The organism is Leuconostoc fallax, assembly GCF_004354645.1.
Taxonomy (GTDB): Bacteria; Bacillota; Bacilli; order Lactobacillales; family Lactobacillaceae; genus Leuconostoc_B; species Leuconostoc_B fallax.
The window spans coordinates 120,364-140,352 of sequence record NZ_PUFI01000009.1 but is presented as its reverse complement, the minus strand read 5'-3'; the positions used below and the strand labels follow the sequence as shown (position 1 = coordinate 140,352).

At 39.9% G+C, this 19,989-nt stretch carries 30 protein-coding genes and 2 tRNA genes; 1 reads left to right on the top strand and 31 read right to left on the bottom strand.

Annotation, left to right across the window (positions count from 1 at the left end; translation table 11 throughout):
• Positions 1–20 precede the first annotated feature (20 nt).
• The 26 genes from rpmD to rpsL all read right to left on the bottom strand — a co-directional run bounded on the left by rpmD (position 21) and on the right by rpsL (position 16,069).
• Positions 21–203 (bottom strand): 50S ribosomal protein L30, encoded by a 183-nt coding sequence (rpmD, locus tag C5L23_RS03575; protein ID WP_010008170.1) that lies wholly within the window; start codon positions 201–203, stop codon positions 21–23.
• A gap of 11 nt (positions 204–214) precedes the next feature.
• The gene (gene rpsE, locus C5L23_RS03570) at positions 215–721 is read right to left on the bottom strand and encodes a 30S ribosomal protein S5 (protein WP_010008171.1); all 507 of its coding nucleotides are present in this window, start codon (positions 719–721) and stop codon (positions 215–217) included.
• A gap of 18 nt (positions 722–739) precedes the next feature.
• Positions 740–1,096 carry a 50S ribosomal protein L18 gene (gene rplR / locus C5L23_RS03565; RefSeq protein WP_010008172.1) on the bottom strand — a complete coding sequence of 119 codons (357 nt, stop codon included), beginning with the start codon at positions 1,094–1,096 and terminating at the stop codon, positions 740–742.
• A gap of 89 nt (positions 1,097–1,185) precedes the next feature.
• Positions 1,186–1,722 (bottom strand): 50S ribosomal protein L6, encoded by a 537-nt coding sequence (rplF, locus tag C5L23_RS03560; protein WP_010008174.1) that lies wholly within the window; start codon positions 1,720–1,722, stop codon positions 1,186–1,188.
• Between the two features lie 24 nt (positions 1,723–1,746).
• Positions 1,747–2,145 (bottom strand): 30S ribosomal protein S8, encoded by a 399-nt coding sequence (gene rpsH / locus C5L23_RS03555; RefSeq protein WP_010008175.1) that lies wholly within the window; start codon positions 2,143–2,145, stop codon positions 1,747–1,749.
• A gap of 137 nt (positions 2,146–2,282) precedes the next feature.
• On the bottom strand, positions 2,283–2,825 hold the full coding sequence (gene rplE, locus C5L23_RS03550; RefSeq protein ID WP_010008176.1) for a 50S ribosomal protein L5: 543 nt from the start codon (positions 2,823–2,825) through the stop codon (positions 2,283–2,285).
• A gap of 24 nt (positions 2,826–2,849) precedes the next feature.
• Entirely contained in the window at positions 2,850–3,158 is a 309-nt protein-coding gene (gene rplX / locus C5L23_RS03545; protein WP_010008179.1) for a 50S ribosomal protein L24, read from the bottom strand.
• A gap of 22 nt (positions 3,159–3,180) precedes the next feature.
• Entirely contained in the window at positions 3,181–3,549 is a 369-nt protein-coding gene (gene rplN / locus C5L23_RS03540; protein ID WP_010008180.1) for a 50S ribosomal protein L14, read from the bottom strand.
• 49 nt (positions 3,550–3,598) lie between these two features.
• Complete coding sequence (gene rpsQ, locus C5L23_RS03535) at positions 3,599–3,865, bottom strand: 30S ribosomal protein S17 (RefSeq protein ID WP_010008181.1); 267 nt, start codon at positions 3,863–3,865, stop codon at positions 3,599–3,601.
• A gap of 23 nt (positions 3,866–3,888) precedes the next feature.
• Positions 3,889–4,095: a 50S ribosomal protein L29 gene (gene rpmC, locus C5L23_RS03530; RefSeq protein ID WP_010008183.1), complete on the bottom strand. Its 207-nt coding sequence runs from the start codon at positions 4,093–4,095 to the stop codon at positions 3,889–3,891.
• Complete coding sequence (rplP, locus tag C5L23_RS03525) at positions 4,095–4,508, bottom strand: 50S ribosomal protein L16 (protein WP_010008184.1); 414 nt, start codon at positions 4,506–4,508, stop codon at positions 4,095–4,097. Before rplP ends, rpmC begins: the two co-directional genes overlap by 1 nt.
• 14 nt (positions 4,509–4,522) lie before the next feature.
• On the bottom strand, positions 4,523–5,200 hold the full coding sequence (rpsC, locus tag C5L23_RS03520; protein ID WP_010008186.1) for a 30S ribosomal protein S3: 678 nt from the start codon (positions 5,198–5,200) through the stop codon (positions 4,523–4,525).
• Positions 5,200–5,556 (bottom strand): 50S ribosomal protein L22, encoded by a 357-nt coding sequence (gene rplV / locus C5L23_RS03515; protein ID WP_010008188.1) that lies wholly within the window; start codon positions 5,554–5,556, stop codon positions 5,200–5,202. Before rplV ends, rpsC begins: the two co-directional genes overlap by 1 nt.
• 18 nt (positions 5,557–5,574) lie before the next feature.
• Positions 5,575–5,853, bottom strand: coding sequence for a 30S ribosomal protein S19 (gene rpsS / locus C5L23_RS03510; protein ID WP_010008189.1), 279 nt, complete (start codon positions 5,851–5,853; stop codon positions 5,575–5,577).
• A 15-nt stretch (positions 5,854–5,868) separates the two neighbouring features.
• Entirely contained in the window at positions 5,869–6,702 is an 834-nt protein-coding gene (rplB, locus tag C5L23_RS03505; RefSeq protein ID WP_010008190.1) for a 50S ribosomal protein L2, read from the bottom strand.
• 21 nt (positions 6,703–6,723) lie between these two features.
• Positions 6,724–7,011: a 50S ribosomal protein L23 gene (gene rplW, locus C5L23_RS03500; protein WP_010008192.1), complete on the bottom strand. Its 288-nt coding sequence runs from the start codon at positions 7,009–7,011 to the stop codon at positions 6,724–6,726.
• Complete coding sequence (gene rplD, locus C5L23_RS03495; RefSeq protein WP_010008193.1) at positions 7,011–7,634, bottom strand: 50S ribosomal protein L4; 624 nt, start codon at positions 7,632–7,634, stop codon at positions 7,011–7,013. Before rplD ends, rplW begins: the two co-directional genes overlap by 1 nt.
• Before the next feature lie 28 nt (positions 7,635–7,662).
• Entirely contained in the window at positions 7,663–8,343 is a 681-nt protein-coding gene (gene rplC, locus C5L23_RS03490) for a 50S ribosomal protein L3 (RefSeq protein ID WP_010008195.1), read from the bottom strand.
• 48 nt (positions 8,344–8,391) lie between these two features.
• Positions 8,392–8,700, bottom strand: a complete 309-nt coding sequence (gene rpsJ, locus C5L23_RS03485) for a 30S ribosomal protein S10 (protein ID WP_010008196.1) — start codon at positions 8,698–8,700, stop codon at positions 8,392–8,394.
• A 244-nt stretch (positions 8,701–8,944) separates the two neighbouring features.
• Positions 8,945–10,024 (bottom strand): ABC transporter substrate-binding protein, encoded by a 1,080-nt coding sequence (locus C5L23_RS03480; protein WP_133264298.1) that lies wholly within the window; start codon positions 10,022–10,024, stop codon positions 8,945–8,947.
• A gap of 1 nt (position 10,025) precedes the next feature.
• The gene (locus tag C5L23_RS03475) at positions 10,026–10,847 is read right to left on the bottom strand and encodes an ABC transporter permease (RefSeq protein WP_133264297.1); all 822 of its coding nucleotides are present in this window, start codon (positions 10,845–10,847) and stop codon (positions 10,026–10,028) included.
• 1 nt (position 10,848) lies between these two features.
• Complete coding sequence (locus C5L23_RS03470; RefSeq protein ID WP_133264296.1) at positions 10,849–11,664, bottom strand: ABC transporter permease; 816 nt, start codon at positions 11,662–11,664, stop codon at positions 10,849–10,851.
• On the bottom strand, positions 11,654–12,754 hold the full coding sequence (locus tag C5L23_RS03465) for an ABC transporter ATP-binding protein (protein WP_010008198.1): 1,101 nt from the start codon (positions 12,752–12,754) through the stop codon (positions 11,654–11,656). The genes C5L23_RS03470 and C5L23_RS03465 overlap by 11 nt, the downstream gene beginning before the upstream one ends.
• A 181-nt stretch (positions 12,755–12,935) precedes the next feature.
• Entirely contained in the window at positions 12,936–15,044 is a 2,109-nt protein-coding gene (gene fusA, locus C5L23_RS03460; protein WP_010008199.1) for an elongation factor G, read from the bottom strand.
• Between the two features lie 121 nt (positions 15,045–15,165).
• A complete protein-coding gene (gene rpsG, locus C5L23_RS03455) occupies positions 15,166–15,636 on the bottom strand; it encodes a 30S ribosomal protein S7 (RefSeq protein ID WP_010008201.1) in 471 nt (156 codons plus the stop codon).
• 19 nt (positions 15,637–15,655) lie between these two features.
• Positions 15,656–16,069: a 30S ribosomal protein S12 gene (gene rpsL / locus C5L23_RS03450; protein WP_010008203.1), complete on the bottom strand. Its 414-nt coding sequence runs from the start codon at positions 16,067–16,069 to the stop codon at positions 15,656–15,658.
• Between the two features lie 237 nt (positions 16,070–16,306).
• Between rpsL and C5L23_RS03445 the strand changes: the two genes are divergently transcribed.
• Positions 16,307–16,963 carry a prepilin peptidase gene (locus tag C5L23_RS03445; protein WP_033192945.1) on the top strand — a complete coding sequence of 219 codons (657 nt, stop codon included), beginning with the start codon at positions 16,307–16,309 and terminating at the stop codon, positions 16,961–16,963.
• A gap of 43 nt (positions 16,964–17,006) precedes the next feature.
• Here C5L23_RS03445 and C5L23_RS03440 read toward each other — a convergent pair.
• The 5 genes from C5L23_RS03440 to C5L23_RS03420 all read right to left on the bottom strand — a co-directional run bounded on the left by C5L23_RS03440 (position 17,007) and on the right by C5L23_RS03420 (position 19,977).
• Positions 17,007–17,080 (bottom strand) — tRNA-Thr (locus C5L23_RS03440).
• Between the two features lie 48 nt (positions 17,081–17,128).
• A tRNA-Leu gene (locus C5L23_RS03435) sits at positions 17,129–17,210 on the bottom strand.
• A 70-nt stretch (positions 17,211–17,280) separates the two neighbouring features.
• Positions 17,281–17,580: an ArsR/SmtB family transcription factor gene (locus tag C5L23_RS03430; protein WP_010008208.1), complete on the bottom strand. Its 300-nt coding sequence runs from the start codon at positions 17,578–17,580 to the stop codon at positions 17,281–17,283.
• A gap of 101 nt (positions 17,581–17,681) precedes the next feature.
• Complete coding sequence (locus C5L23_RS03425; RefSeq protein ID WP_010008210.1) at positions 17,682–18,290, bottom strand: LysM peptidoglycan-binding domain-containing protein; 609 nt, start codon at positions 18,288–18,290, stop codon at positions 17,682–17,684.
• Positions 18,291–18,468: 178 nt separating this feature from the next.
• Complete coding sequence (locus C5L23_RS03420) at positions 18,469–19,977, bottom strand: bifunctional metallophosphatase/5'-nucleotidase (protein WP_010008212.1); 1,509 nt, start codon at positions 19,975–19,977, stop codon at positions 18,469–18,471.
• Positions 19,978–19,989: the final 12 nt, after the last annotated feature.

Below are 19,989 nucleotides of genomic sequence, written 5' to 3'. Positions count from 1 at the left end.
TGAGTAACTTTTTAGTTAAATTATTTAACTTCTTCAACGTTAACTAAGTGTGCAATATGGAAAATTGCACCACGAGTAGCTTCGTTATTAGGCTTCACCACTGAACTATTAACGCGACCTAAGCCAAGTGACTTAACAATCGCACGTTGCTTAGGTAAGCGATGAGCCGCACTTCTGATCAAAGTGATTTTTAAATCAGCCATATTATCGCTCCTTATTCAGCTAAGTGTTCCAAAGAAACACCACGCAACTTTGCTACTTCTTCAGCATCTTTCAAGCTAATCAAAGCATCGAAAGTTGCACGAACAACGTTAACAGGAGTTGCTGAACCCAATGACTTGGCAGTCACATCAGCAATACCTGCAAGTTCCATTACGGCACGTGCTGCACCACCGGCAGCAACACCAGAACCTTCTTCGGCGGGCTTAACCAAAATCTTACCGCCGCCCCATTCACCAAGTACTTCATGAGGAATAGTTGTCTGAACTGTTGGAACAGTAATCAACTTACGCTTAGCATCTTCAACAGCTTTACGGATTGCTTCAGGTACTTCTTGTGCTTTACCAGTACCAAATCCAACGTGTCCATCCTTGTCACCAACAACTACCAAGGCAGCAAAACGCAAACGACGTCCACCCTTGACAACTTTTGTAACACGGTTAATAGCAACAACGTTTTCTTCTAATTCACCAAGTGACTTAGGATTAACGAATTCAACCATTATTTATTCCTCCTTTCTTTAGAACTTCAACCCGTTTTCACGAGCTGCTTCGGCCAAAGCCTGAACACGACCGTGATATAAATATCCACCACGATCAAAGATAACATCGCTGATACCCTTTTCTTGACCGCGTTGTGCAATCAAAGTACCAACTTTTGTTGCTTGTTCTGTTTTTGAACCACTTGAAACTTCTGTGTCAAGTGTTGAGGCACTTGCTAGCGTTACACCCGCTACGTCATCAATTAATTGCGCGTAGATGTTTGTATTAGAACGGAAAACGTTCAAACGGGGGCGCTCAGCAGTACCAGAAACCTTTCCACGAACGCGCTTATGGCGCTTTGCGCGGAGCTTATTCTTATCTGGTTTTGAAATCATAGCTGTGCTTTCCTTTTCTTAAAGACTAATATATAGCCGATTATTATTTAATCAATAAATGAATGCGTTAGGCACATAAGTAAAATAAATTACTTACCTGTCTTACCTTCCTTACGACGAACAACTTCGTTTTCGTAACGAATTCCCTTACCCTTATAAGGTTCAGGTGCACGAACAGCGCGAATTTCTGCGGCAAGATCACCAACACGTTGCTTGCTGATACCTGAAACAATAACAGTTAATGAATCTGGCACTTCAACAGTCAAATCTTCACGATTTTCGAATTCCACAGGATGTGAATAGCCAACGTTCAAAACAAGCTTGTCGCCTTGTTTTGAAGCACGATATCCAACACCAACTAGCTTCAAAGTCTTTTTGAATCCAGTTGAAACACCTTCAACCATGTTATGAACGTTTGCACGAGTTGTACCGTGCAAAGCTTTTGTACGGTTGTCATCGCTTGAACGAGTAAAGATAGCTTCTGTTTCTTCAACTTTTAAAGTAATTGCTGAAGAAATTTCGCGTGATAATTCGCCCTTAGGGCCTTTAACAGTAACAGTTGCACCATTTTGTGTAATTTCTACATTTTCAGGGATAGCAACTGCCTTATTTCCAATACGGCTCATGGTAAGTCTCCTTTCTTAGATGTATTACCAAACGTAGGCGATAACTTCGCCACCAATTTGCTTTTGACGAGCTTCCTTATCAGTGATAACACCTTCTGATGTTGAAATAATTGCAACACCCAAGCCATTTAACACTTTTGGAAGTTCTTCAGCCTTGGCATATTTACGTAAGCCAGGCTTTGATACACGCTTAATACCTGTGATAACACGCTGACGGTCTTCGCCGTACTTCAAGAATACACGGATAACACCTTGCTTATTGTCATCGATATATTCAATATCACGAACGAAACCTTCAGACTTCAAGATTTCAGCAATGCTCTTCTTAATTTTTGATGCAGGAGCTTCAACAACTTCGTGATGCGCCAAATTGGCGTTACGAACACGTGTCAAAAAATCTGCAATCGGATCAGTCATAGACATCTATCGATATCCTCCTTCATATTTTTAAGCGAGCCGCACATTACGACCCGCTTTTAACTATGAGAGAATAATTATTACTCTAACATAGTTAAAAACGCATCGCTCTATAGAGCTTCACTGCGTTTTTAAACTAATTATTACTTAGTAAATGGCATACCTAATTGTGACAACAATGCACGACCTTCTTCGTCGTTTTGAGCTGTTGTAACAATAACGATATCCAAACCACGAACACGATTAACTTGATCATAATCGATTTCTGGGAAAATCAATTGTTCGCGAATACCTAATGTGTAATTTCCACGACCATCAAAAGCTTTTGATGATACACCACGGAAATCACGAACACGTGGTAATGAAACATTAATTAACTTATCCAAGAACTCAAACATACGCTCACCACGTAATGTTACCTTGGTTCCGATTGACATACCTTCACGCAAACGGAAACCAGCGATTGACTTCTTGGCTTTTGTGATAACTGGCTTTTGACCAGAAATCAACTTCAATTCTTCAACCGCTTCATCTAAGTTCTTTGAGTTTGAAACAGCATCACCAACACCCATGTTCAAAACAATTTTATCAATTTTTGGAACTTGCATTGATGATGTGAAATCAAACTTTTTGATTAAAGCAGGTTGAACTTCATTAACATATTTTTCTTTAAGACTGTTAGCCATGAAAATGATTTCACCTTTCGAATATTAGCCTAATACATTACCAGACTTTTTAGCAACGCGAACTTTTTTACCATCTTCTACTTTAAAACCAACACGAGTTGGTTCGTTAGTTGAAGGGTCAAGCAATTGCACGTTTGAAACATGGATAGGTGCTTCGATATCGATAACACCACCTTGTGGATATTCGTTAGAAGGCTTTTGATGCTTCTTAACGATGTTCACGCCTTCGACAACGACACGGTCTTGAGAAGAAATAATTTTATTAATTACGCCTTCTTTTCCCTTATCCTTACCTGCAATGACGCGAACCTTATCACCTGTTTTTACAAACATGATTGGCTCCTCCTTGTCATTATTAGAGCACTTCTGGTGCCAATGAAACGATACGCATATAATCACTGTCACGCAATTCACGTGCAACAGGACCAAAGATACGTGTACCAACTGGTGACTTATCGTCCTTCACAATAACAGCAGCATTTTCATCAAAATTGATGTATGAGCCATCAGTACGACGAACATCTGAAACTGTACGAACGATGACTGCCTTTACGACGTCACCCTTCTTAACATTACCACCAGGAATAGCTTGCTTAACAGTTGCAACAATCATGTCACCCACACCAGCAAACTTACGGCCTGAACCACCGAGCACTTTAATCGTCAAGATTTCACGTGCACCGGAGTTATCGGCCACTTTTAAACGACTCTCTTGTTGAATCATGGTTCTTCCTCCTTATTAGCAATTAATTACGACGATTGAAAAAATCGAATTAAAGAATAACTGCCTCTTCAACGATCTTTACCAAACGGAAGTGCTTAGTTGCAGACAATGGACGCGTTTCCATAATTTGAACAATATCACCCATCTTGGCTGAGTTGTTTTCATCATGAGCCTTAAACTTCTTGGTATACTTAACGCGCTTACCATAGGTAGGGTGGTTAACATAAGTATCAACAGCGACAGTAATTGTCTTGTCCATCTTATCTGAAACCACGTGACCTTGGTAAACCTTACGAGCATTACGATCTTCACTCATCTTTCAGCTTTCTTCCTTTCGTCTTATTGTTTGGCAGTTGCCAATTCTTGTTGACGGATAACTGTTTTTACCCGTGCAATGTCCTTACGAACTTGTGCGATACGCGCCGTATTCTCTAATTGACCAGTAGCCAATTGAAAACGTAGGTTGAATAATTCTTCCTTGAATTCGGCTTCGCGCTTTTGCAAATCCGCAAGTGACAATGACTTTAATTCACTTGCTTTAGCCATTATTCAGCCTCCCGAGTAACAATTTTCGTACGTACAGGCAACTTGTGTTGTGCCAAACGCAAAGCTTCACGAGCTGTTGCTTCTGGAACGCCACCAACTTCAAACATGACCTTGCCACGCTTAACTGGTTCTACCCAACCTTCGGGAGCACCCTTACCATTACCCATTCGTACACCGACACCTTTAGATGTATATGACTTGTGAGGGAAGATTTTAATCCAAACCTTACCACCACGCTTCATATAACGTGTCATTGCAATACGAGCAGCTTCAATCTGACGATTTGTAATCCAACTTGAAGTTGTAGCTTGCAAACCATACTCACCGAATGTTACAGTCTTGCCGCCTTTAGCCTCACCACGCATGTGGCCACGGTGTACACGACGGAACTTAACACGCTTTGGTACTAACATGTTTGCTTCCCTCCTTACTTATTAGTCTTGTTTGCCTTTTTAGGCAAGATATCACCACGGTAAATCCATGTCTTGATACCCAAGTGACCATAAGCTGTATCAGCTTCGTCCCATGAGTAATCAATATCAGCACGCAATGTGTGCAAAGGTACTGTACCTTCAGTATATTGTTCAATACGAGCAATATCTGCACCATTCAAACGTCCTGAAACCATGATCTTGATTCCCTTTGCGCCAGAACGCGTTGCACGCTGAATAGCGCCACGCATTGCACGACGGAATGCCACACGGCGTTCCAAGTCTCCGGCAACTTGTTGTCCAACCAAGTGGGCAGACAAGTCAGGCTTCTTGATTTCAACAATGTTAATAAACACGCGCTTGGCACGTCCTTTTTCATCAACATCTGTTAACTTTGCCAACTGTGTACGAAGCTTTTCAACTTCAGATCCACCCTTACCAATAACCATTCCTGGCTTTGCAGTATGAATAGAAATATCAACACGTGACTTTGTACTACGTTCAATTTCAACGCGATCAACTGAGGCGTCAGCTAAATTCTTTTCGATAAATTTGCGAATACGCAAATCTTCGTGAAGTTGGTTAGCATAATCAGCCTTGTCAGCAAACCACTTTGCATCCCAGTCGCGAATAACGCCGACACGGAATCCAGTAGGGTTAATCTTTTGACCCATTACTTTGCCTCCTTCTCAGCAACCACAATTGTGATGTGGCTAGTACGCTTGTTAATAGGTGAAGCTGAACCCTTGGCACGTGGACGGAAACGCTTAAGCGTTGGTCCTTCGTTAGCAAAGGCTTCCTTCACAATTAGATCTTCTCTATCAAGAGAGAAGTTGTTTTCAGCATTAGCAACTGCTGAGTTCAAAACCTTATAAATATCTTCTGAAGACGTGTTAGGTAGGAACTGCAAAATTGCAAATGCTTCGTTAACACTCTTGCGACGAAGTGTATCAAGAACTAAGCGTGCCTTACGTGGGGCAACGCGAACAATCTTGGCTGTCGCGCGAGCTGAAGTAACTTGTTCAGCCATTTCTCAATTTCCTCCTTATTATTTAGCGGTCTTCTTGTCGTCGTTCTTGTGACCTTTAAACGTACGAGTTGGAACAAATTCACCCAACTTATGACCAACCATATCTTCTTGTACATAAACTGGAACGTGCTTGCGACCATCATAAACGGCAATTGTAAAGCCGATAAAACTTGGGAAGATTGTTGAACGACGTGACCAAGTCTTGATCACAGACTTCTTTTCAGAGTCTTGTTGTGCGTCAATCTTCTTAAGCAAGTGTGGGTCCGCAAATGGTCCCTTTTTTAAACTACGAGCCATTATTTGTCTCCTTCCTTACTTGCCTTTACGGCCGCGAACAATTAGCTTTGAAGACTGCTTCTTAACGTTACGAGTCTTCTTACCTGCTGTTTTCTTACCCCATGGGCTCATTGGACTTGGACGACCGACAGGCGCCTTACCTTCACCACCACCATGTGGGTGATCGTTAGGGTTCATAACTGATCCACGTACGTGTGGACGCTTACCACGCCAACGGTTACGACCAGCTTTACCCCAGTTAACCAATGAATGTTCTGCATTACCAACTTCACCAATTGTTGCACGGTTTGTTGCCAATACCATACGAACTTCACCTGAAGTCAAACGTACAATCACATACTTACCATCTTTACCCAAAATTTGAGCAGATGTTCCAGCTGAACGTGCCAACTGTCCACCTTTACCAGGCTTCAATTCAATATTGTGAATTAAAGTACCTTCAGGGATGTTAGCTAATGGCAAGGCATTACCAATCTTAATATCGGCATCAGAACCAGATTGGATTTTTGCACCAACCTTAAGTCCCTTAGGCGCCAAGATATATGACTTAACACCATCTTCATATACTAACAAAGCGATGTTTGCTGTACGATTTGGATCATATTCGATTGCCTTAACCGTAGCAGTCTTGTCATCCTTAATACGTTTGAAATCAACCAAACGATAAGCTTGTTTATGTCCACCAGCGTGATGACGTACTGTCATACGACCAGATGCGTTACGTGCGCCAGTTTTTGATTTTTTGGCCAACAAACTCTTTTCCGGTACACTCTTTGTGATTTCAGCGAAATCCAAAGATGTCATATTACGACGACCGTTTGAGGTTGGCTTGTATTTCTTGATAGCCAATGTCTTTTCCTCCTTTTAAGATTAACCTTCGTTAAAGATTTGAATATCTTTTGAATCTTGTGACAACGTTACCGTTGCTTTCTTCATCTTACGTGTGTAACCAACATAACGTCCTTGGCGCTTCTTCTTGCCGCGTACGTTTGCTGTATTCAAACGTGAAATTTGTACATCGAAAATTGATTCGATAGCCTGCTTAATTTGAGGCTTTGTAGCGCGCACATCAACTTCGAAGACATAGCGCTTGTTTTCTGTTTGCGCCATTGAAGCTTCGGTGATGATTGGGCGACGGATAATATCGCGTGCATCCATTAGGCAAGACCTCCTTGGATTTCTTCGATTGCTGACTGAACAATCACTAATTTGTCAGCGTTTACCACGTCAAGCACGTTAATACCCTTAGCTGTCATAACTTGTACATTGTTCAAGTTACGAGCTGACAAGATTGCGTTATCATTATCTTCGTCAACGATAACTAATACTTTTGAATCAACTGACAAGTTAGCCAAAACTTGGCCAAAAGCCTTTGTCTTTGGTGTTTCAAAACTCAAAGCATCAACAACAAGTAACTTGCTTTCTGATACTTTTTGGCTCAAAGCTGATTTCAACGCTAATTGATATGATTTACGGTTGATACGGTAAGCGTATGAACGAGGTGTAGGTCCGAAGACAACTCCACCGCCACGCCACTGTGGTGAACGCGTTGAACCCTGACGGGCACGTCCAGTACCTTTTTGTTTCCAAGGCTTCTTACCACCACCGCTCACTGCTGAACGGTTTTTAACAGCGTGCGTTCCTTGGCGAAGTGCAGCACGTTGCATCAAAACAGCGTCTGTCACAACCGCATTGTTTGGTTCAACACCAAACACCGCATCGTTCAATTCGATTTCTGTAGCTTGGCTACCATCTTGCTTTAATACAGCAACTTTAGTCATGATTGTTCTCCTTTCTAAATAATTTATATTAAGCTTCGTCTGCAGCAGCTGCTTCTACACCAGCCATCTTGATTGCAGGATGCTTTGCATTAACTTTTACAGTAGACTTAATTGTTAATAGACTCTTGTTTGCACCAGGTACGTTACCCTTTAGCAACAATAGGTTGTTTTCAACATCAACATGTACGATTGCAACGTTTTGCATTGTACGCTTGTTGTTACCCATGCGACCAGGCAAAAGCTTTCCCTTGAACACACGGTTGATGATAGCACCCATTGAACCAGGGCGACGGTGGTAACGAGATCCGTGAGCCATAGGACCACGTGATTGTCCCAAACGCTTGATAGCACCTTGGAAACCATGTCCCTTAGTGATACCAGTTACATCGACGTAATCACCAGCTTGGAATGTATCAACTTTAATCTCATCCCCAACGTTAAATTCGCCTTCCGCGTCACGGATTTCACGAATGTAGCGCTTAGGGGTCGTGTTTGCTTTTTTAGCGTGACCTTGTTCAGGTTTGTTTGACAAAACTTCGCGCTTATCTTGGTAACCAAGTTGCACTGCACTGTATCCGTCTGTTTCTGCATTTTTTAATTGCAAAACAACGTTTGGTGTAGCTTCAACTGCAGTAACTGCGATTAATTCGCCAGTTTCAGTGAAAACCTGAGTCATACCGACTTTGCGGCCTAAGATACCTTTAGTCATGACTATACTCCTCAATAGTTTAATATATATTCTCGTAATTTATATCAATTACAACTTAATTTCGATTGCTACGCCGCTTGGTAATTCAAGCTTACGTAATGAATCAACTGTTTTATCAGTTGGGTTCACAATGTCAATCAAACGCTTATGCGTGCGCATTTCAAATTGTTCACGGCTATCCTTGTGCTTATGTGGTGAACGTAGAATTGTATACAATGTACGTTCTGTTGGCAAAGGAATAGGACCTGCAATTTCAGCGCCCGTACGCTTAGCTGTTTCAACAATCTTTTCTGCTGATTGATCTAAAATACGGTGCTCGTATGCCTTCAAGCGGATACGGATTTTCTTTTGTGCCATTTTCGTGCCTCCTCGTTGATTTTCAAAACCAGCTAACTCCGTTTAAAAACCGACAACATATGCTTGTGTTTGCGCGCCCATGGCAACGCGGCCGCGCGTGTCGCAACCTTAAACATCATTGCTAAACATTGATACACCAGTGTTTTAGAGCACTTATACTCGTGCTCTTACAAAAGCGTACTTGTATATAATACTAGAAAAACCTTGCAATAGCAAGGCTTTTCTAGTATTTTTTTATAATTAATCAACGATTAACCATCTTAAACTCTAAGAAGGCATCATTGTACTTTTCAGTCCATTTCTGTCCTAAATCATCATAAACTTGCAAATGTGCGATTGTTTTATCATCTGGATAAAATTGTCGATCATTCCGAATCGACTTTGGTAATAAAGCCAACGCCTTTTTATTCGGTGTCGCATATCCAATATATTCAGCATTTTGTGCTGCATTCTTTGGCTCGTTCATAAAATTCAAGAAAGCATAGGCTGCTTTTTTATTTTTGGCAGTCTTTGGCATCACTATATTATCAAACCATACATTGGATCCTTCTGAAGGTACCGTATAACGCAAATGCGAATTATGACTCATCGCCTCTGCGGCTTCACCAGAATAAGTGACCGCAACATCAGCCTCACCTTGTGCCATATACATTTTAATCTCGTCTGCAATAATCGCCTTAACGTTAGGCATCAAAGTAGATAACTTGCCTTGTGCCGCAGCTAAATCAGCAGCCGACCGTGTATTAACTGACTTACCTTGCGTAATCAAAGTAAATCCAAGTACATCTCTTGCTGAATCAATCAGCATAATACGTTGTTTAAATTGAGGTGACCACAATTGATCCCAGTGTTGCACTTCTTTTGCACTCACGGTGTCTTCATTATAAATAATGCCCAACGTTCCCCAAAAATATGGTAAAGAATACTGGTTTCCTAAATCAAAATTCTGATTTAAAAAGCGCTGATCATAATTTTCAAGTCCTTTTAGACGATGATGATCCAACTTCAATAATAAATGCTCACGTTTCATCTTAGAAATCATGTACTCTGATGGAATGGCTAAATCATAATGCGTACCACCTTGTTTAATTTTTGTATACATCGCTTCATTAGAATCAAATGTTTCGTAATTAACTTGATAGCCTGTTTCGGCCGTGAAACGTTTCAATAACGCCGGATCAATATAATCGCCCCAATTATAAAGGTTTAAGGTTTTACTCGATTCACGTGTATTACCTGTACTTGCCAATAAATAATAACGCGCGCCAAAAGCTAATCCAACCAGCAATAAAACACAAACAATAAAAGCTAATATTTTTTTCATATTAGACGCCCTCCGTCGCTGAAGTAATTAAGCGCGTCGTGTGCTTTTTATTCTGTGATCGTGTTGAAACAAAGTAATACGTTAACACAAGTAACAATGATACAACAAACATCAAAGCACTTAAGGCATTAATTTCAAGACTAATTCCTTGACGAGCACGCGAGTATATTTCGACTGATAGCGTAGAGAAGCCATTCCCCGTTACAAAAAATGTGACCGCAAAGTCATCTAATGAATAGGTAAAAGCCATAAAAAAGCCTGCTAATATGCCCGGTGAAATAACCGGTAAAATAACGCGTGATAACATCTGCCAATTATTGGCACCCAAATCTTTTGCAGCAGCTACTAAAGATGTATTCATCTCTTTTAATTTGGGTAAAACCATCAACACGACAATTGGAATCGAAAACGCAATATGTGATAACAACACACTCATAAAGCCCAATGAAAAACCAACAACCGTAAAGAGTATCAAAAAGCTCGCACCAATAATAACGTCTGGAGAGACTAACAAAACATTATTTAACGACAAAACAATATCCTTCATCGTCCGACTGCTCTGATTATAAATATATAATGCACCTGCAGTACCAATCACACTCGCAATCAAAGAGGATAACAGCGCCACCACAAATGTATTGAGCACAATTTCAATAATACGAGTATCGGCAAAGAGTTCTTGATAATGTTTTAAAGAAAAACCGTCCCAACCTTGCATCACATCGCCAGCGTTAAAAGAATATATAACTAGGAAAAAAATAGGTAGATATAATAATATGAAGACTATCCATAAATATAGATTTGACCATCTGACTTTTTTCATTTTAACGCCTCTTTCTAGCACGATCTCGTGTCAAAATCATAGTGATCACCATCGCAACAATCAAGATCACGCCAATCGTTGAACCTAATTGCCAATTTTGTGTCACTAAAAAATGTTCCTCAATCGCTGTACCTAAAGTAATGACGCGGTTACCGCCAATTAATCGTGTAATCATGAAAAGACTCAAGCTGGGAATAAACACTGCTTGAATACCTGACTTCACACCTGGCATCGACAGCGGCACAATGACACGCCGAAGTGTTTGCCACTTATTAGCACCCAAATCATGACTCGCTTGCGTTAACTTAGGATCCAATTCAGCTAATGAATTAAAAATAGGTAAGATCATAAAAGGAATTTCAATATAACTTGCCACTAGCAAAAAACTCCAGTCGCTAAATAATAACTGTTGCGGTGCAATACCAAAAAAAGATAAAAACGCATTAACTGACCCAGTATGACTCAACAAGCCAATAAACGCATACGTCTTTAATAATAAGTTAATCCATGTTGGCAAGATGACCAGCAACAACCAAAATTGACGTTGCTTTAACTGATTTAGCAAGTATGCCGTGGGATAACTAATAACTAAAGTGATTAAGGTAATCACAACAGCATAAAAAACTGAATTAAAGGTCATACGCAGATACGTACCTGACCCAAAATAAGTCATATAGTGTCGTAATGTAAAGTGCCCGTCCGCCGTAGTTAGACTTTGCATCAATAATAAAACCAACGGTGCAATCACAAAAAGCACAAGCCAAAAGCCATAAGGAACCAGATAAAATAATCTTCGTTGTTGCTTACTATTCATCATCGTCCTCATAACTTTCTAAACGTGCATCAAAGTCATCTTCTGATTCATTAAAACGCATAATATGAATATCTTCTGGATGAAAAAATAGCCCCACACGTTCACCAATTGTCGCTGAATTTGTCGCTTGTACTTGCCATTCATTACCATCATCATCTATTGCCGTGATTTCATAAAAATCACCTCTAAATGACTGAGTTTCGATTGTAACAACCAACTTCCCCTCATCAATGGGAACTAAATCCAAATCTTCCGGTCGCAGCACAACCTCCACACGTTCGTTGGCACGCATACCAGCATCGACATTTTCGAAATCCTTACCCACGAAATGCACTAAATAATCTGAGCGCATGCTACCTTCAACAATATTACTTTCACCAATAAAATCAGCAACGAAATGATTAATGGGTTCGTCATAAATATCCTCAGGTGTCCCATTTTGTTGGATAACACCATCGTTCATAACAAAAATCCAATCTGACATCGCTAACGCTTCTTCTTGATCATGAGTCACGAAGATAAATGTAATACCTAAGCGCTGTTGGATCTCTCTTAATTCGTACTGCATTTCTTTACGCAACTTATAATCCAGTGCAGATAGTGGTTCATCCAATAACAATACTTGAGGTTCATTAGCTAACGCCCGCGCAATCGCAATACGTTGTTGCTGTCCCCCAGACAGTTCATCTATTTCACGGTTAGCAAATTCACGCAACTTAACCAAATCCAGCATTTCATACACCTTGGATTTGATTTCTTCCTTATTTAAGCCTTTAAGCCGTGGCCCAAAAGCCACATTTTCAAAAACATTCATATTAGGAAATAGCGCATAATTTTGGAAAACTGTATTCACACGGCGGTGTTCAGCAGGCACCTCATTAATACGCTGGTTTTCAAATATAATATCACCATTATCCGCCATTAATTGTCCAGAAATTAATTTTAAAATCGTTGATTTCCCTGATCCGGACGGTCCCAATAATGTGTAAAATTTCCCAGATTCAATTTCAAAATCAATATTCTTCAAAACTTCTGTATCATCAAACGATAGCGATACCTTTTTGAATTCAATCACTGGTTTCTGCTCTGTCAAAATCTCTCACCTCATTCATCTTATCCAATGTATTTCTTAATCATACAAAATTAGTGCTTGAATAGCTAGCTATGCATTTTAACTACAAACAACATTTTTATTGCTCTAATATGACAGGACAAGTGATCATATTTGTCCAAATAAAAAACCGCCGAAACGGCGGCCTTTCGTTAGAATGTGCTTATTCAGCAGCGTTCTTTTTAATAATATCTTCTTGAATGTTCTTAGGAACAGCTTGATAGTGATCAAAGACCATTTGGAAAGTACCACGACCTTGTGTTGCTGAACGCAAAGTAGTAGCATAACCAAACATTTCAGCCAAAGGAACCTTAGCCTTAACAGCCAAAACAGGACCACGTGCTTCTTGTCCTTCAATCAAACCACGACGTGCTGAGACATGTCCCATAACATCACCAAGGTTTTCTTCAGGCACAACAATGTCAACAGCCATAACTGGTTCCAAAATAACGGCACCAGCTGTCTTAGCAGCTTCCTTCAAAGCTAATGAAGCAGCGATCTTAAAGGCAGCTTCAGAAGAATCGACATCGTGATAAGAACCATCATACAACTTGGCCTTCAAGTCAACCAATGGGAATCCAGCCAATGGACCAGCATTCAAAGCATCCTTCAAACCAGCTTCAACTGAAGGAATGTATTCACGTGGCACAACACCACCAACAATAGCGTCTTCGAATTCGAAGCCAGCACCTTCATCGTTTGGTGAGAATTGAATCCAAACATCACCATACTGTCCTTTACCACCAGACTGACGCTTGAAGAATCCACGCGCTTCAACAGTCTTAGTGAAGGCTTCACGGTAGGCAACCTGAGGTGCACCAACAGTCGCTTCAACGTTAAATTCACGCTTCATACGATCAACCATGATATCCAACTGCAACTCACCCATACCAGCGATCAAAGTATCACCAGTTTCTTGGTTAGTTGTTGCACGGAATGATGGATCTTCTTCAGCTAACTTTTGCAAAGCGTTGGCTAACTTATCTTGGTCAGCCTTTGTCTTTGGTTCGATAGCCAATTCAATAACAGGATCAGGGAATTCCATTGACTCCAAGATCAACTTGTTATTAACGTCTGTCAAAGAATCACCAGTTGTTGTATTCTTCAAACCGATAGCCGCAGCAATATCACCTGAGAATACTTCTTCAATTTCAGTACGGCTAGTAGCGTGCATTTGTAGCAAACGACCAACACGTTCACGTGAATCTGAAGATGTGTTTTGTACGTATGAACCTGACTTCAAAGTTCCAGTATACACACGCATAAATGTCAAACGACCAACGAATGGGTCTGTCATGATTTTGAAGGCCAAAGCAGCGAAAGGCTTAGCATCATCAGCAATCAAATCAACTTCTTCGTCAGTGTCAGGGTTATGCGCAATATATGGCTTAACATCCAAAGGACCTGGCAAGTAGTCAACAACCGCATCCAACATCATTTGCACACCCTTATCTTTGTAGGCAGAACCTGCAAGGACTGGGTAGAATTGCAATGCCAAAGTAGCACGACGGATCGCAGCTTTCAATTCTTCAACTGAAATCTCTTCACCTTCAAGATACTTTTCCATCAAGTCATCATCAACATCAGCAACTGCTTCAATCAATGTACTACGCTTTTCTTCAGCTAAATCTTTCAATTCAGCAGGAATTTCGCGTGGTTCCCACTTTTCACCCAAATCATCAACTGGGTAATAAGCTTCTTGTGTAATCAAATCAATAACGGCTTCGAAATCATCTTCAGCACCAATTGGCCATTGGATAGCTTCAGCATTAACTTGCAAACGTTCGTGCATTGAGTCAACTGACATTTGGAAGTTAGCACCCATCTTGTCCATCTTGTTAACAAAGACAATACGTGGTACGTCATATGTTGTTGCTTGGCGCCAAACTGTTTCAGTTTGTGGCTCAACACCAGCAGCACCGTCAAGAACGGCAACAGCACCATCTAGCACACGCAAAGCACGTTCAACTTCGATAGTGAAGTCCACGTGTCCTGGTGTATCAATGATGTTAACACGGTAAGGTGTTTTTGCAAATTGATCAAAGAAACCGTGCCATACAGCCGTTGTAGCGGCTGATTGGATAGTAATACCACGTTCTTTTTCTTGATCCATGAAGTCCATTTGTGAAGCACCATCATGTGTTTCACCAATTTTATGGATTTTACCTGTATAGTACAGAATACGTTCAGTAGTGGTTGTCTTACCCGCATCAATGTGGGCCATGATACCAATATTACGTGTCCGTTCTAGCGGATATTCACGTTTAGCCATTTTGAATATTTCTCCCGATTTTTAGTCTATAGGCAACAAAAAGCGACATCTACATGTACGCTTTTTGATCTTGTTAAGTGGTCAAACACAAAACAACATCTCATCTATCGCTAACGACAGATTACCAACGATAATGAGCAAAGGCACGGTTGGCTTCAGCCATCTTATGTGTATCTTCGCGCTTCTTAACTGAAGCACCAGTATCATTAGCAGCATCGATAATTTCTTTTGCTAAACGTTCGTCCATTGTGTGTTCGTTACGCAAACGTGCATAGTTAACCAACCAACGAAGACCTAAAGTAGCACGACGTTCTGGACGTACTTCGATTGGCACTTGATAGTTAGAACCACCAACACGGCGAGCCTTAACTTCCAATACTGGCATGATGTTTTCCATAGCTTGTTCGAAAACTTCCAATGGTTCATTACCAGTTGTTTCTTTAATGCGGTCAAAGGCATCATACAAAATTGTTGATGCAGTTCCGCGCTTTCCATCAAGCATCAACTTGTTAATCAAGCGTGATACTAATTTTGAGTTATAAATTGGGTCAGGTAAAACTTCCTGACGCTTTGTGTATCCTTTACGTGGCATAGGTCAGTTTTCTCCTTAATTACTTCTTTGGACGCTTAGTTCCATACTTAGAACGTGAAGTCATACGGCCATCAACACCGGCTGTATCCAAAGCTCCACGAACGATGTGATAACGCACACCAGGCAAATCCTTAACACGACCACCACGAATCAAAACAACTGAGTGTTCTTGCAAGTTGTGACCAATACCTGGGATATAAGCTGTTACTTCGTATAAGTTTGACAAACGTACACGAGCGTACTTACGCAAAGCTGAGTTAGGCTTCTTAGGTGTCATTGTACCAACACGTGTTGCAACACCACGCTTTTGTGGCGCAACATTGTTAGTTGACTTCTTCTTCATTGAATTGTAGCCAAAGTTCAAAGCTGGTGACTTAGACTTTGAAGCTTGTGACTTACGTGGCTTACGAACCAATTGGTTAATTGTAGGCATGCTACAAATCTCCTTAATTTTTTATTATTCACAGTTCCAGGTGTATCATTAATGTTATCAAACAAAAATGCTCACTGGAATACTGCCGACATTTGCCTTTATACTGCAGTTCAGCACGTCACGCGTTATGCATGGCGCTGATTTCCTAAAAGCACGTCAAATATGATATCAGAAATACAATAAAAGTCAAGGGCACATTTAGCAAGTAAATGATGTTAATTTTACGTAATATGGCATATGATAATTTTTTACTTCATAATCAACGCTACAATCGTTTCAACTATTATGTGTCTTGCCGACCGCATCAATCACCATATCCCTTTATCAAAGCAACGCTCTTTTTGCTTTAACTGCCAACATCAATTGAAATGGTTTGATACACTTCCCATTGTTTCAGCACTGTTAACCTTAGGAAAATGTCGTTACTGTCACTACTCTTTTGGTTTATACTACGCAATCATCGAAGGTTCAGTTGCCTTTTGGTTGACCCATGTTGGGACACATCCCCATCTTTACATCACAATGCTACTATTATTATTTCTCAGTATAGAAGATCAATTTAATCATACCGCGCACACTTGGATTTTATACCCTTGGCTAGGATATTTAACCCTTCGGTATTTTAATCATCTTAATTTATGGCTTATTTTGTTTCTCGGCTTACTTCTAATTTATTTAGCTCTTTTTCGTCGTTCACTTGGTAGCGGCGATATCCCAGTCATTTTAGTCATCGCAGTAATATCCAATACCGAACAATTAATATGGATACTGTTATTAAGTAGTATCATTGCGATTATTTACAGCAAAGCAAAAGCAAAACATGTCTTACCTTTTATTCCTATAGTAACGTTAGGTTTCTCACTCGTCACAACCTATGTTGACGCTATTACATGAACAAAAAATCACACTGATTAATATCAGTGTGATTTTTATTTAATGCCGACTAGAGGACTCGAACCTCCGACCCCCTCATTACTAGTGAGGTGCTCTAGCCAACTGAGCTAAGTCGGCTTTTTGAAGCACTCGGGTATTACCTAAGTGTAATACTAGATACTTCTATACAGGTGACAGGAATCGAACCTGCACGGGTTGCCCCACTGGAACCTAAATCCAGCGCGTCTGCCAGTTCCGCCACACCTGCATTGTGCTAACACAACTCTTTAATATTATTTGATTTTACCGATTTTGTCAATAGATTTTTCAAATGAAATTTAAATATCATTTTCCAATCGATGTTCCACGTGATCCATAGCGTTTTTTAGTAAAGTTAAAACGTGTGAATCACTTAAAGCATAGACAACTTTTCGTCCCTCGCGTTTTGGTTGAACAAGTTGCGCCTCACGTAGTAATTTCAATTGATGCGATACTGCCGACTGTTCCATATCTAATATATCAATGATTTCGGAAACGGTATATTCATGTGCTCTGAGTAAAACTAGGATTGTTAGCCGTTGTTTATTACCTAATAATTTAAATATTTTTTCAGTTTCTATAATTAATTTCTGATCCATATCTTTATTATACCAACCATCCCTATGAATTAAAGACTTTACTGAACAATAAAAAAGCCTCTCACATGATGTGAAGGGCTTTTACCTTAATCGATTATATCTTAATACCAACCAGTAGCGTTGTGGTGTGCCAATGCAGCATCAGCAGAACCATAACGTGCTGAAATGTATGACTTCATAGCATTCAATTGGTCGTTATAATCAGTTGAGTTACCACCGTAAGTTGCACGTGCTTGTGGTGACAATTGCCCGATACCGTAGTAACTACCATTAGTAGCATTAACATTACCACTAGATTCACGACTAATCAATTCATTCAAAGCAGATGAGTTGTTAGATGATGAAGTTGTTGCACGGGGTGTTTCAACTTGAACTTGTTGTGCTTGTTGTGGTGCCGCAACAACTTGTGTTTGTGCTTGAGGTTGTGTTTGAACTGTCTGTTCTTGCACTTGTGCCTTTGGTGCTTCAACTGCCTTTGAGCTACCACCAATTGTTAATTGCTCACCAACATAGATGAAGTTAATATCCTTAACAGAGTTAGCACTAGCAATATCATCAACAGATGTATTAAAGTTTGCAGCAATTTTGTTTAATGTGTCACCTGACTTAATTGTATAAGTTGTGTCAGCACTTGCATTAGTTGCGCCAAATGCTAAGGCACCAGCAAATCCTGCTGCAACGGCTAAAGTCTTCTTTGTGTTATTAAACATGAATAATCATTCTCCCAAAATATAATGTTTTTAATTTATAATATACGATTTGACGTTGACTATTTATCTCAACGCCTCAACGTTTACTAGTGTATGCGTTGAATATGTACATAAAACATCTGTTGCATTTCAGAATGATTACATAATGTTATTTAATATACATTTAATAACATTATGTTTAGTATTTAAGCAAAAATTGTAAATCAGGCGTCTTCGGTAATTGATTATGCGTATCAAAATATGCAACTAATAGTTCCTGGACAGACTGATCACCAGTCAAAATGGTTTCAGATTGTGCGTAATCTTGATAATTACCACCACCAACAGCCCGATAATTATTCATTGCAACATCAAAATAATCATCTTCTTGCACATCTGTACCTTTATATTTTAACTTTGTAACACGTTGCCCCAATGGTCGCGTTATATCAAAAGCATAATCAATGCCAAAAGCCAGATCATAATTGTAATGCTCTACTTTGGGCGTTAGCCAAGCTGGATTAACAACTAATACACCATTTTCCACTGCAAAGTATTGCGCTGTATGCTCGAGGCTAGCTCTTAATACTTTGCCACTCACCCGTTTTTTAACCAACGTATTATCAAACGGATAATTTTGTAGAATATGACGTAATGTTAACTGTTGCGGTAAACTTGACGGATTATTATTTAAGCTCACTAAAGTAATATCAGCATTAGATGTTGCTAATTGAACATTAGCAATCCATTTCAAAATGGCATTACCATATTGCGCTAAATATAACGGTGCTTCCACTTTAATTGCTGAATCTAGCTGTGTTATAGGTTGATCTAGCCATGTTTCTACTTTTGATTGTAGTGGTTGTAATGCATCAACTATGTCTTGTCGATGTTGTACACCAGCGGACTTCGTCTCAGCCTGAAATTGCCATTGACCATGTTTCAAAACACCATTAATTTCAGCATACATTTTAGCCTGATTTGGCATTTGTAACGTCAAAACATCATTAATCACTTGCGGTTGTACGTTACCGTGTTGATGTCCGGTTAGCAAAATATCTAAATCAAGTTCTTGTGTTAACTGCCAAGCAATATTTTCCGTTGTGTCACTGACTAGTTTCCCTGTTGATAAATCACGTTCATAACCACCATGATAAATACCAATCACAACATCAGCTGTTTCCCGCAATTTTTCAATTGTTTTGGCTGCCTTAATGCATGGTGATTCAATTTTAATACCTTGTAAATGTTCTGGGCTTTCCCAAACATTGATATAATCGGTTACCAAACCAACCAAACCAACCTTAGTACCATCTCCGAGCACTTTAACTTGTGCTGGATATAGCGTATGCCCTGCATTATCAGTAACATTTTCAGCAATCACAGTTGCCTCTAATTGTGACAAATGCTTTTGAAGCTCACGATAGCCAAAATTAAAATCATGATTACCTAATGTTACATAGTCGTAACCTGCCATATTCATAGCTGTACTTACGGCATCAAAACTGTCGCTATGCTTTTGTAAATACTGTAATAAAGGTGAGCCTTGGTACATATCGCCACCATCGACGATAATGGTCTGTTCATCCTTGTGATAATTAGCGGCAACGTTAATTAACCCAAGTGGTTGTTGATTGGGTTGAATATAATCAGTTGGAAATAAATAGCCATGAACATCTGACGTATAATACAGTTTAAAATTTTTCATTTTCCCTCCAAA